Raw genomic sequence first — 12,831 nt, forward strand, 5'->3', positions numbered from 1 at the left:
TATTGAGGTTATGCGTTAGCTTTACCAATTTCTGTAGCTTCGGGAACTTTAATCAATTTCCCAGTCTTGACATCATAGAGGTAGCCGTAGATTGGAATTTCACCCGGAACCAACGGGTGCGAACGAATCCGCTTTACGTCTGCGCAGACACTTTTTGCCTGGTCGCTGATAGTCAACCAGTCAATAAAATTTCCTTCAACCGCTCCCGAACTAGAGCCAACATCATGCCAACCCTTCTCATCTAAAACGGCAGTTTTGAGGCTACTCGCTAGTAAGTTCCGCATGGTTTCGTTGGTGAAGGTTTCCATACCACAATCAGTGTGGTGAATCACGAACCACTCGCAAGTACCGAGTAGTTTGTAGGAGATCACCAGGGAGCGAATCGCATCATCGCTAGCACGTCCGCCTGCATTACGAATCACATGAGCATCCCCTTCAGCCAGTCCAGCAAACTTGGCTGGGTCAAGTCGAGCATCCATACAGGTGAGAATAGCAAACCGACGGTATGGAGGCAAGGGAAGGTTGCCTTTGTTACCAAATGTTTCAACATAACCACGGTTTGCAGATAAAACTTCTTCTAAAATTTGACTCATAATTTTGACCAGATTTCTCCATATGCATTCATTTGACACACATGCCAATGGCTGCGTCTCCATAATTGGGTCTTACTTTGATAGAAATAGTTGATGCAATGCAGTATCCATCTCAACGTGATTTTGTGCATAAAATCTACGGTAAATCGATAGGTTTACAAGTTTGTATAAAAAGTACTTTGCCACGAGTTTGTTAAAAAGGCAAGCGCCAATAAAAGATAAAGCACGAAAACTTTTACTGGTTAGACGTGCATTTTCCAGTAGCAATTAGCATTAGATCTTGCTTTTTTCAGCAAGCTATGAGATATTGCCTATAATCTACACTATATCTATAGAATTACCGTACATTAAACTGCAAAATTGAGTAAATCAGGTAGGGTGGTAATAAAAATGGCAATGGCGAATAGAGCAACATCCTTGGTTGTCACGATTGATGATTCAAAGAGGGTAACTCCTGGCTTATGGGAGGCTGTGCAACTGGGTACAGCACTGGTTGTACGGTTTTGGTGGTACAGCAAGGCTTATGGAACAGTTTTGATGATTGGGTTAGTGACCTTGCTAAGTTTGGTGTTCTTGCGTTTTCATTGGGCTTGCCGCAAGCTACTTTCTGTTTCTACTCATCGAGCCGTTGGAGGACATAAGTGGCATATTCTGAACCGCAAGTCACTGGATTAACTAAGCTGAAGGCTGTGTCTTACCTGGCTCCTAATTGGTTCAATTTCTACAAAACCATTTTGGCTTATCTGGGTCGCGTCTTGGGAGTTGAAACACAGCTTCACCAAGGTGAATGCGACCCACTACAAGACCCGGTACTTTTAAAAGACCAACTGGATCTGGCATTCATTTGTGGATTACCGCTGATTCGGTATTGCCAAGTTGTCCCACATCAGTTGCAAGCGTTGGTTGCTCCAGTGATGCAAGCACCACGCTATCAAAACCGTCCCATTTACTTTTCAGATGTGATTGTGAATGCTACCAGCAACTTGGCAACCTTTGAGGATTTAGCTCTTAAAACAGTCTGCTACAATGACCGAGGTTCCAACAGCGGCTACAATTTGCTGCGCTATCGGTTAATTCAAGGCGGACATCCCAAAAACTTTTTTAGCAAGGCAATACAATCAGGTTCTCACCAGCGTTCAATTCGCTGGGTGGCAGACGGGTTGGTAGATTGTGCAGCAATTGACAGTGTCGTCTTAGAGCAGGAACTGCGCGATTTTCCGGAAATATCTGATCATCTGCAAGTTGTGGAAGTGCTTGGACCTTGTCCTATGCCGCCTTTGGTGGTATCCCAGCGTCTGGGTGCATCTGTGATTCAGCAGCTTCAGTTTGCCCTACTTGAGCCAGATGCAGAAGTACAAGCCGCGATGGAACAAGTAAAAGTTCAGCGTTTTGCAGCAGTGAAGTTGGAAGATTACAATGTACTGGCTGATATTTACAATGCGGTGTCTCAAGAATCGGTATTGTAAATTATGGATATCTTGCACTATTCTCGATGACTGCCCTTACCCGCCCGATGTGGAGACGTAGCATGCTACGTCTCTACAGCTGTTCTGGAGACAAACGATATTGGTTTCAAGCAATTGTGCAATGAACTCTACTTTGCTTTTCACTTCGCAACAAAGCATCTAGATAAACTTGCTCAAACAAAGCTCGCTGAGCATGGCTACCACCAATTTTATGCAATAGGGGCAACACAGATTTTAGTTGAGCGATCGCCTCTAACCAGTCACCTTTTGCATGAGCAATCATACCTCTAGCAGCCGGAATTGTCACAACAGCCCAGTTTCCACGTAAATAGGGATTGACAGTGGTAGCGTGTTTGTGCATACTCAGTTGCATTTGAAGCAACCATTCGCTACGTCCTGCTCTTGCCAGTGCATAGACGTAATGCAAGTCTTGAAACGGCAATGCGTGTTCGTGAAGGCGGGGAAAAAGATATCCACTCAACTCTTGCCAACGTCCGCCCACATCCACTCCACGCAACTCCAACCGTAACAACAGTGCGATCGCCCCCACTTGGTCTTTGGGAGATTCTTTCTCGGCGCGTCCCCATACATAAGTATCGTATAGCGTCAACACCTTTTCTTCATCGCCTTGTTCTAGGTAGTACAACGCCACGTGCCACCAATTGTGCGTATACAGCATGGAGTTGCAGTTATTCCAAGTGTCAGCATGACTCTCCATCCAAGCAATGCCTTCATCCACTCGTCCTTGAGTTTCCATCACATGAGCAATAGCATGATGCGCCCAAGGATCATGACGATTGAGAGTCGTTGCCATTCGAGCTATTGCTTCGGCTTGTGTCAGCCGATGACACTGTTCCAAACCAAACGCTACCATCCCGTATAGATAATGATTTTCCTGATTAGCAGCAAGAACTTTTTCAGCAATTTTGAGCAATCTCTGTTTATCGCCCAAGTAGAAGTAGTGATATTGTCCCTGTTGAACCGAGATCAGATCACGCGGAAAGTCTTCAGCAAGAGTCTCGTGTAGGGCGATCGCCCAATCAATTGCTCCGGAAGCCCAAGCGGCGATCGCTTGTATGTACAACCGCTCTCGCTTTGTTATCTTTGCTAAATGCTGTTGAGCCGTTTGTAAATGCGGTGTAGCTTGCTTCCAAGCCGTAGCGTTTTCTTGACAGAGGTAATGAGCGGCTGCATAAGCATGAATCAATGCACAAGTTGGATCTGCGGCAATTCCTCGTAAGATACAAGCTTCAGCATCCTTACCATAGCTGAGGGCTTGTTCGATGAAACAGTCAATGGCTGCGATCGTCTCTTTTGAGTCTGTTGTAACTTCAAGTCCTTGAGCGTCTTTTAGCATTGTTTATTCTTCGTTCAAGATCGGCTTTTCTCTTTCAACACCCGTTAACGCACGAAATTTTAGAATTTTTAATTACAGTAATCCTACCAAATAACCGTACTTTTTGAGTATGTCATAGCCAATCTTGAAATGACAAGAACAATACAGGGCTTACGCAAAAAACTCTCTGTTCTCTCTTCCTCTGCGTTTTCTGCGCCTAAAGCCCTTTGGGCATGCGCCTTCGGCGTAGTGCGGTTTATTTATTTCAAGGACAAGCAACCACCAATTCTGATTACAGTATGGTGACACCAAGCTTGTTGGCAACTCGTTTCAATTCTTCATCAAGTGTTGCAAGAGCTAATCCTTCACGCAGCGCAAGCTCTAAATATGCTGCATCGTACGAGGTAAGCTTATGGGTTCGCGCAAGGGTAAGCACGTCAGTAAACGCTTTTTCCCCAGTTTTTGCATCAACAGTAATCGGAAGACTGCTTAACAGTCGGAGGAATTGAGTTATCTTTGCCTGATTGGTTCGTCCCCTTCGTTCACTTATCGCTAGGACATTTGCAACCTCCAGAAACCAGATAGATGGCACTTTTGCACTTCCTTGGGCAAGTTCCTCCAATACTGAATCAGTAAATTCTGTTGCTTCGTCCTCAAAGCACCATGCCATTGCTATTGAGCAGTCAAGCACAAAATTCATCTTCTGCCCTCGTTAATCATCTCTCGTACCGAGAGTCCTCCCAAAGTGTGCCCTTTGCGGAACTGCTTTAACTCTTCAATCACTGAGCGAACGTCACGCTGTTGGTTTTGATCCACGGGAACAAGTCGCGCAATGGGGACTCCGTGCTTTGTAATCACAAACTCTTCTCCCTTTGCAACTCGTTCAAGAAGCGCTGGAAGGTGCGTCTTTGCTTCGTATGAGCCTACTGATTCCATAATTCTTATTAGACTAGTCTAAAGCTAGTCTAAATATTTCTTGATGAGATGTGCAAGTTTCACAACTGCGATCGCCGAAACCCCTTACTAAGCAATCTGGATTAAATAACTTGCAAAATTCATAAGCTTCGTAGGGGTTCTTCTTTGCCCATGCGTGTCAACAATCATACTCAAACACTCAATTTACCCTCGTTTTAGATCCCCCAACCCCCTTAAAAAGGGGGCTTTGATTTTATTTTTGAATTTTGAATTTTGAATTGGTATAAGGGGAGATTAAGGCTTGATTTTATTTCCCCGCTTTGTAAGGGGGGATTAAGGGGGGATCGAAAATCTAGATGGTACATCGAAAAATCGTCTAATGCTTGTCAATAAAGCTTCGTAGGGGTTCTTCTTTGCCCATAGGTGTCAACAATCATACTCAAACACTCAATTTACCCTCGTTTTAGATCCCCCAACCCCCTTAAAAAGGGGGCTTTGATTTTATTTTTGAATTTTGAATTTTGAATTTTGAATTGGTATAAGGGGAGATTAAGGCTTGATTTTATTTCCCCCTTTTTAAGGAGGGATTAAGGGGGGATCGAAAATCTAGATGGTACATCGAAAAATCGTCTAATGCTTGTCAATAATCACTTTGGGCTTAAGTTGACACCAATGGGCAAAACCTTGTGCCCCTACCCAAAAATTGGACATCAATAAATTTGTGTTCCTAACGACCATTGCAAGATGCAGAATTGAACCAAGGACCATGAGGTGTCATAGTGGGAGCTTGAGCCACTAAAATCACATCACCATTTTTATCCACCACCCAACCCTGTGCTTCCACAATCTCATTGGGTGGATTATTGACATTTTTGTTATTTTGTGTATTACGTTCACTTCTGCGCTCTTGCGTCTCCCTGCTTGAAGCACCAGAAGAATAATTTGCATCCCCATCCAAGGACACCCAATCTACGTGCACATTGTTGCTTCTAAGAATTTCCCTAGGGTTGGATGGTATGCCGCCGCGTCCGGTGATAATGAATTCGCTTTGATTTTGTGGAGCTACATCACAGCCTTGTGCCAGTCTCGGTTCCTCAACTTCCACTGGCAAGTTGATTAATCCACGGTTGATATCAACTTCAGGTGTATTGATATTTACCACCCCGTTTAAAGTCGGGTTGGTCTGAGAAATTGCCGTGATGTCGCTTGTAAATAGGTTTTGTGGGTCTAGTTTGGTAGGGTCGTTTGTTCCCAATTGTCTTACCAAGCCTTCTCGACTACGTGGTGCTATGCCAAAAATACCAGTAGCATTGATTTGGACTTTGCCACCAAAACCTGTGAAAGCATTGGCGGTGATGTCGCTGTTTTCTTGTGGTTTGGCGACTATGAAGCCATTAGGAGCGTTGATGGTGATATTACCGCCATCACCAATAGCCTGAGTCTTGCCTGCATTTGTGGATATTTGACTATTGCGGCGCAGCAGTAATAAGTCTCGCAATTGTAGGTTAATATTTCCGCCTTGACCAGTGTCAGTTTCAGATGTGAGTTTTCCTTGGTTGTCCAAAAGTATGGAGCGAGCAATGACATTAAGTTCGCCTGCCTTCCCTAGATTGCGTGCATCCCCTAGGTAGATTACATTCTTTTGAGCTTGATTGGTTATATTTATTGCAGCCCCGCCCCGAACGATCAATTGCCCTGTGGCAATTGTCACTTCTCCAGCATCTCCGGAACCTAGAGTCAAAGTAGCTAAGTTACTGACCGCAGAACCATCTGCTGAAGTTCCAATAATCTCTACGGACTCAGAGGCATTAATGGTTAAATTCCCTGCAGGTCCTGTAGCTGGTATAAATTTTGAGTTCTGTTGTCTTCCACCAGATGCTGCTGATACCTGTGCTCCACCTTGAATACGCAACCTTACAGTGTTGAGAACTATGTCACCCGCCTTTCCAGAAGCCAAAGTTGTACTACTAACTGTACTAGGATAAGTTCTATTTGAGATGGTAGCATTACCAATCACATCCACAGACTCGGAGGCGTTTACGGTCAAATTTCCCCCCTTACCTTCGCCAAAAGTAGAAGTTAATATTTGTGCACCATCCCGAACAATTAATTTGCTACTGGTAATCTTTAAATCTCCGCCATCTGTGACACCATTAGTTAAATTTATCAATCGCACATTACCAATTAGTTCCACAGACTTGCCTTGCACCTGGATGTTACCACTGCCATCGTTGCCACTAGCATCTATAATAGATAGGATTTCAGAACCATCGACTGTTCGCTGGATGAGTTGAATGTTCTGGAAATTCTGGACACCTTCATATCCCAAAACCCAACCTTGGTTTGTTGGCTTCAGATTTACCAAACTATTGCCATCGACACTTCCTAGCTCAATTCTTCCCCCTGGTGCCGTTAAATTTCCGCCCTCTAGAGTTACATCACCACCTACAAGTGCCAAGGTTTTGCCTGGCTGCACTTGTAGACCAACAGGTCTAAGTAAGATATTAGTTGCACCATTTGGACTTGCTTGTGATTGATTGCCAATAGGTGCCGCAGTTGCTCCAAATTGTAAGCCAATAGGAACACTGACTGTTAGCAGGGGTGTGGTTTGGGGATCTGTGGCACTAAATTTGGTACCATCGGCAAAGTTAAGACTACTGGCAGTAGTTGCTACAAACGAACCGCCGATGTTCAACGAGGCATTCGGACCAAAAATAATCCCGTTGGGATTAATCAGAAACAGGTTGGCTGTGCCGTTAGCTCGAAGGATGCCATCAATGTTAGAAATAGATTTACCTGTTACCCGGCTAATAATGTTTTGGATATCAAGTGCATTGTTAAAGTAAGCTGTAGTCCCAGCAGGGACGGAAAACTGCTCAAAACTCTGGAAAAGATTGCTTCCTGCTCTGGTTCCACCTTCTATAATTCTGATATTATCCTGTGTTGTAACGCGAGAATTGCTTGGTAGAGTGGCATCCGGGGTAATTTGGGCAATGGCACAGTTAGCAGAGAAAGCTATTGCACCACCTATTGCAACTCCTAGCCCTCTAAAGTAGTTACAAAGAGTACTCATCTCGGATATTGCACCCCTCCATGCGAAGTAACTGTTGCTGAACAACGCTAAAGCTGCAACTATATTACTTCCCTATTGGTATTGGATTACCGAAATATTGGTAGGCTGGGTTTTGTTCCTCAACCCAGCCTACTTGCCAATAGAGTGGTTATTCATCAGCTTACGTGTAACATCTGAACTCTCAGCTGTTTCATGACAACAGCCATAAGTTTAATTAGGAGCAGTATTGCCAACTTAACTACTGAAAAGCAAATTTCTTGAGGATAACGACGAAATTAAATGAAATTGCTAGGAAAACGTGCTTTATGAGGTAGTGTTATTCATTGTATTCTCAATCACTGGAGACGATAGTCATTAGCTTGACAATACCGTTACGGGTTACTAGCGACTAACAATAGCCCGGCGGACAACAGCTCGGACCACACATACAGCAAGCGACTTTGATCGGTTTGTGGTATTGAATTGCTTGTCGTAAATGATCCTTAAGTTGCTGGTTTTCAATAGCATCACTAGATGGCGGTTTTCTAATGGAATTGAGCAAAAACAGATTGGTGGTGCCGTTGACTCGAAATGTGCTACCTATATCAGAGATAGACTTAGCCGTCACCTCGTTGATGTTGTTAATATCAGCTGTGTTGTTCCTGTGATCTGTTACATCGGTGGAAGTAGAAAAATGTTCAACCCTGCGGAACAGGTTCGCTGTGCAATTTGCTCTACCATTAACCTCGTTACTAGGGCGGTCATTGTTCGGATTAGATTTAACTGCTGAACTTTCAGCTACTGGGGTGCCATCGCTTCTGATTTGAGCCAAGGCATAATCCCCATACAAGGCAAGTACTGCACCAATTGTGAAAGCACTCGCTAGCCCTAATTTCCAGTACTGACCGCTTCGGCTTTGAGACATTTTTGCTTACCTTAAATCTGTGTATCAGATAGATTAGCCTGCAATAGATATTGCAGGCTAAGTAGAAATGCTCTTTAATAGAGTAGACTACATTGAGGTCGGTAATCTGCGTTCCACTCCTTAGCAAAGCTTAATGAGTAGCGATATTGTCAACTTAACTGCTGGAAAGCTAGCTTATTGAGAATGAGATAAAATTAATTGCTAGTAGGAGAAAGGGCTTCTTAAGGTAGTGTCATCACTTTTATTCTCAATAAGTTGAGACTATAGCTATTAAGTTAACAATACTGTTACAGTTTACTCAACACTGACAACAAAATCCTGGTGGATTTTCGCACCAGCAATTACATGCTGGTATAATGAGTTCCTTCTCTCGAATTGCTGGTAAACTTTCTTTAAGTTGCTGAGCCACAACAGCATCACTCAATTGAATTTTAGTTATATCAAGTATGCACTGAAATTTTACGAGACCGTCTTCTGTTAAACCGTATTTCTGGAATAAATTGACTAATTTAGAGTTATTTACTGCATTCAATAGTTCCTGTTGAATCTCTTTTTTTAACAGATCTAAGTTATTTTCAGAATCCATGACTTTTTCTCCTTGCAACCTGGTAGATTTATGAACTGAATATTGCACCAAAAAAGGTGCGTGATGCTATGCGTTAACTGATAATTGCTAGGAAAGTAGTTAAGACTAAATGCGTTTGCGCTTTAGCTTCACCGCCTTCCTTCTACTCCTTAATAAGGGCGAGTGAAATTAACTTATGCACTTTTGAGAGAAAAACTTGAAACGACCTTTTCCCTTCACGCCTCAACACTAGTCGTCATTAAACAGAAGATGCTCATTTCTCAGGCAAGGGCAGGAAAAATATCTACCCCAGTAACATGCTTATCTTTCCTTGTGGAGCGATCGCCTCGCCTGCTACCATAAAATTCCTCATTCCTTGAAACGCCGTAGCCTGTAAATGATGACTTAGGAGGTACAGGACTGGTATATCTTTGAAAGTACTTTACCTTCTATCTGGTTATGCCTTGCTTTGGATACGGTAACGACAACACCCACAAAAGCGATGCTCCGGAGGAGCCGCTTCGCGATCGCCTCTTAGGCAGTCCCCTACTTTGCGATCGCCCAAGGGGCAGTGGCAAAGCCAATCGCACCGAGAAAGCGCGATCGCTGCGATCGCGCTGCTCAACAGACTCAACACTTCTGGTGGTTAAGTCACAACTAAGCGTTTACTGGGAACTTTGACTTATTACTGTCGTCATTTCATACTAATGCAGGTCTATAGCGTTTTGCGATATCGCACACAGAGGAGAGTAGCTTGCAAAGGATTAACCGTACATTTTTGGTATTAATTAGCACGGTAATCAATAGAATCAGGAGTGAGAGCCAAGAAGCACATAAGATCCATAACTAACAAGTCCAGCAGGTGGGAACCGATGTCGTTCTTGGCGAATAGTTTTAATCTTTTGTTAGAGAAAATAGATAATCGGAATCTGCCTTGTCACTCACAAGTTGGTAGATGTTGGATTGGGTTGAGCTTTGCAGCCAACTGTGGATTAATGCAATTGCAGTCGGGTAGACAAGCATCCCAAATTCACAAATCCCAACTTTTTGATTTAAGTGGTTACTTTTTCACGAACAATATTAAGCAAAGTTAATCATAGCCAATGGAGTTGCAGTCTTATGGACTTGTATGGAGATGCATTAAACATACTTAAGGAAACGAGTCGAACTTTTTACATCCCAATTATTCAGTTACCACTTGGCTTGCAAGAGGCGGTAGCGTCAGCATACCTGTGCTTACGAGCTATTGACGAAATTGAAGACCATCCAGACCTAGATAACTTCACCAAGGCAAAGCTGTTACATACAATTAGCTTGACATTACAAGCAGGAGGTGATGGCTTTGCCATTGATGCTTTCTACAAGGGCTTAAAATCACATGAACATCTACTACCAGAGGTTTCCCTGCGGATTCGAGAATGGGCAATACTTGCGCCTGCAACAATTGCACCTCGGATTTGGGATGCGACTGCAGCAATGGCAGACCGAATGGCTTACTGGGCAGAAACGAGTTGGAAAATCCGTACAGAGTCTGACTTAGACCGTTACACATTTGGAGTAGCTGGTGCTGTTGGCTTAATGCTCTCAGATTTATGGGCTTGGTACGATGGGACGCAAACGAACCGTCTGCATGCCATTGGCTTTGGTCGCGGTTTACAAGCGGTGAATATCATCCGCAACCACAGTGAAGACTTGGTGCGTGGGGTGGACTTCTTCCCCGAGGGTTGGAGTGCGAAAGACCTACATCATTATGCTCGTCGCAATTTGGCGCTAGCAGATGCCTACACCAGTGCCCTTCCTGCTGGTCCTGCTTTGGACTTTTGTCAAATTCCCTTGACTTTGGCTTATGGCACTCTTGATGCTATGGCTAATGGCAAAAGTAAACTCAGCCGCAGTGATGTCCTTGCACTGCTTGACCAGTTGACTAACACAAGCAAGTAAAATACCCGCCGTCAAGCATTTCCTTTATGGGACCCACGGGCGTCCACTTACACCCATACCTCAACCAACTAGAAACTCTATTTCTTTAGGTCTGACTAAACGTCCCGAGGTTTTGCTCAACATTGCTCCTCGCACTTACTCACACACTTCTAAAGTAGAATCTTAGCAACAACGCAGCATTTCGCTCTCTATTCTGATGGGAAGTTGATGCAGGGTCTACGGTAGCCGAATAATAGATCTTAATAGGACTAAAACGACTGGTTTTGCAAAATTATTTTTTTCTTATTAAACCTCTTGATGGTATTTAAAGATATACTCAGCCACAGTAATGTTTTGCACTGATTAAGCAGTTGAATTGTCGATCAGGAACGCCATCTCTTGAGTATTCAACTTTTGTGATGATTCAGATTGCCACAGCCAATATAACTTGCGAGGCAGTGTATTGCCTTACTTAACAAAAGGAGAAATGTTAGTGAAAAAAACCCTTTTTCTCAGTCCTCCTTCCTTTGATGGGTTTGACGGTGGTGCAGGTTCCCGATACCAAGCCAAGCGGGAAATTACCTCCTTCTGGTATCCTACATGGCTAGCACAGCCCGCTGCCCTAGTCCCAGGAAGCAAGCTTGTAGATGCTCCTCCACACAGTCAGACTGTGGAAGATGTGCTGAAAATCGCCAAAGATTATGAACTGGTGATCATGCACACCAGCACACCCTCGCTGGTTAATGATGTCAAGTGTGCTTTGGCAATTAAGGAACAAAACCCTGATGTGGAGATTGGGTTTGTTGGGGCGCATGTGGCAGTCCTACCAGACCAAACACTACGCGAAAACCTGGTTATAGACTTTGTCTGTCGCAACGAGTTCGATTACACCTGTCAGGAACTGGCGCAAGGCAAACCTTGGGATCAGATTAAGGGGCTGAGCTACCGAGATAAAAACGGTAAATTGCATCACAATGCCGAGCGCGACTTCATCCACGATTGGGATGCAATGCCCAGCGTTCTGCCAATTTATGCCCGTGACTTGGACATTACAAAATATTTTATCGGTTATCTCTTACATCCTTACGTTTCATTTTATACAGGACGTGGCTGTCCTGCCAAATGCACGTTCTGTCTGTGGCCTCAGACAATAGGCGGTCACCAGTACCGCACCAAAAGCCCCGAAGCAGTTGGGCGAGAAATGGAAGAAGCGAAAGCCATTTTTGGTGACAAGGTGCAGGAATATATGTTCGATGATGACACCTTCACCATTGATAAGCAGCGGGCGATCGCCATCAGCGAACACATGAAACGATTGAAGCTCACTTGGAGCTGCAACGCCCGCGCCAACTTAGACTACGACACACTGAAGCAACTGCGTGACAACGGCTTGCGCCTGTTGCTGGTGGGATTTGAATCCGGCAATCAGCAAGTTCTGGACGGGATCAAAAAAGGCATTAAGTTAGAAGTGGCGCGGAAGTTTATGGACAACTGCCACAAACTCGGGATCACCGTACACGGCACATTCATCATCGGCTTGCCAAACGAAACCCGTGAGACAATTGAGGAGACGGTTCGCTTTGCTTGCGAGGTGAATCCTCATACTATCCAAGTTTCCATCGCCGCTCCTTATCCAGGAACCGAACTTTATCAACAAGCTCAGACTAACGGTTGGTTTAGCGACAATTCCCTGGTTGCCTCATCTGGCATTCAAATGTCTACACTACAATATCCGAATCTCTCCAGTTCCGAAATTGAGGATGCTGTCGAGCAGATGTACCGTCGCTTCTATTTCCGACCCCAAGCCATCATCCCGATTGTGGGTGAAATGCTGACTAATCCTCAGATGCTAGTGCGTCGCCTGCGTGAGGGACGCGAATTTTTCTCTTACCTGAAAGAGCGCCATACCCAGGCGGCTGCTAAAACACAATCAGTTGTGACTAGTGGTTCATCGCATTAATTATGATAGTTATATAAGTTCGTACTAAGGACTTTAGTCCTAAACTCCAAGAGCGCTCTTTGCGCTCACTACGAATCCCTCAAAATTAATGAAACAGAC

General features: G+C 44.2%; 12 protein-coding genes. 5 read left to right on the forward strand and 7 right to left on the reverse strand.

What is annotated here, in order from left to right; all coding sequences use genetic code 11:
- Positions 1–8 precede the first annotated feature (8 nt).
- The gene (locus AACT52_RS09155) at positions 9–593 is read right to left on the reverse strand and encodes a beta-class carbonic anhydrase (RefSeq protein WP_073630344.1); all 585 of its coding nucleotides are present in this window, start codon (positions 591–593) and stop codon (positions 9–11) included.
- 390 nt (positions 594–983) lie between these two features.
- Here AACT52_RS09155 and AACT52_RS09160 point away from each other — a divergent pair, with 390 nt between their 5' ends.
- Both AACT52_RS09160 and AACT52_RS09165 read left to right on the forward strand, forming a co-directional pair.
- Complete coding sequence (locus AACT52_RS09160; RefSeq protein ID WP_073630346.1) at positions 984–1,268, forward strand: hypothetical protein; 285 nt, start codon at positions 984–986, stop codon at positions 1,266–1,268.
- Positions 1,235–2,059: a phosphate/phosphite/phosphonate ABC transporter substrate-binding protein gene (locus tag AACT52_RS09165; protein ID WP_073630348.1), complete on the forward strand. Its 825-nt coding sequence runs from the start codon at positions 1,235–1,237 to the stop codon at positions 2,057–2,059. Before AACT52_RS09160 ends, AACT52_RS09165 begins: the two co-directional genes overlap by 34 nt.
- Positions 2,060–2,165: 106 nt before the next feature.
- On the opposite strand, the gene AACT52_RS09170 is transcribed toward AACT52_RS09165, so the two are convergent.
- The 6 genes from AACT52_RS09170 to AACT52_RS09195 all read right to left on the reverse strand — a co-directional run bounded on the left by AACT52_RS09170 (position 2,166) and on the right by AACT52_RS09195 (position 8,873).
- Positions 2,166–3,416 carry a tetratricopeptide repeat protein gene (locus AACT52_RS09170; RefSeq protein ID WP_073630350.1) on the reverse strand — a complete coding sequence of 417 codons (1,251 nt, stop codon included), beginning with the start codon at positions 3,414–3,416 and terminating at the stop codon, positions 2,166–2,168.
- A gap of 271 nt (positions 3,417–3,687) precedes the next feature.
- Positions 3,688–4,095, reverse strand: coding sequence for a type II toxin-antitoxin system VapC family toxin (locus tag AACT52_RS09175; RefSeq protein WP_073630352.1), 408 nt, complete (start codon positions 4,093–4,095; stop codon positions 3,688–3,690).
- Positions 4,092–4,331 carry a type II toxin-antitoxin system Phd/YefM family antitoxin gene (locus AACT52_RS09180; RefSeq protein WP_073630354.1) on the reverse strand — a complete coding sequence of 80 codons (240 nt, stop codon included), beginning with the start codon at positions 4,329–4,331 and terminating at the stop codon, positions 4,092–4,094. Before AACT52_RS09180 ends, AACT52_RS09175 begins: the two co-directional genes overlap by 4 nt.
- Before the next feature lie 706 nt (positions 4,332–5,037).
- A complete protein-coding gene (locus tag AACT52_RS09185) occupies positions 5,038–7,383 on the reverse strand; it encodes a two-partner secretion domain-containing protein (protein WP_073630356.1) in 2,346 nt (781 codons plus the stop codon).
- 388 nt (positions 7,384–7,771) lie between these two features.
- The gene (locus AACT52_RS09190; RefSeq protein ID WP_073630358.1) at positions 7,772–8,287 is read right to left on the reverse strand and encodes a hypothetical protein; all 516 of its coding nucleotides are present in this window, start codon (positions 8,285–8,287) and stop codon (positions 7,772–7,774) included.
- A gap of 298 nt (positions 8,288–8,585) precedes the next feature.
- Positions 8,586–8,873, reverse strand: coding sequence for a hypothetical protein (locus AACT52_RS09195; RefSeq protein ID WP_073630360.1), 288 nt, complete (start codon positions 8,871–8,873; stop codon positions 8,586–8,588).
- A gap of 438 nt (positions 8,874–9,311) precedes the next feature.
- On the opposite strand from AACT52_RS09195, the gene AACT52_RS09200 reads away from it, so the two are divergent.
- The 3 genes from AACT52_RS09200 (at position 9,312) to hpnJ (ending at position 12,732) form a co-directional block, all read left to right on the forward strand.
- A complete protein-coding gene (locus AACT52_RS09200) occupies positions 9,312–9,533 on the forward strand; it encodes a hypothetical protein (protein WP_143172759.1) in 222 nt (73 codons plus the stop codon).
- A 438-nt stretch (positions 9,534–9,971) separates the two neighbouring features.
- The gene (locus tag AACT52_RS09205; protein ID WP_073630364.1) at positions 9,972–10,793 is read left to right on the forward strand and encodes a squalene/phytoene synthase family protein; all 822 of its coding nucleotides are present in this window, start codon (positions 9,972–9,974) and stop codon (positions 10,791–10,793) included.
- A 472-nt stretch (positions 10,794–11,265) separates the two neighbouring features.
- Positions 11,266–12,732: a hopanoid biosynthesis associated radical SAM protein HpnJ gene (gene hpnJ / locus AACT52_RS09210; RefSeq protein ID WP_073630428.1), complete on the forward strand. Its 1,467-nt coding sequence runs from the start codon at positions 11,266–11,268 to the stop codon at positions 12,730–12,732.
- The last annotated feature ends 99 nt before the right edge of the window (positions 12,733–12,831 follow it).

This window comes from Scytonema sp. HK-05, assembly GCF_963872035.1.
Taxonomy (GTDB): domain Bacteria; phylum Cyanobacteriota; class Cyanobacteriia; order Cyanobacteriales; family Nostocaceae; genus Kalymmatonema.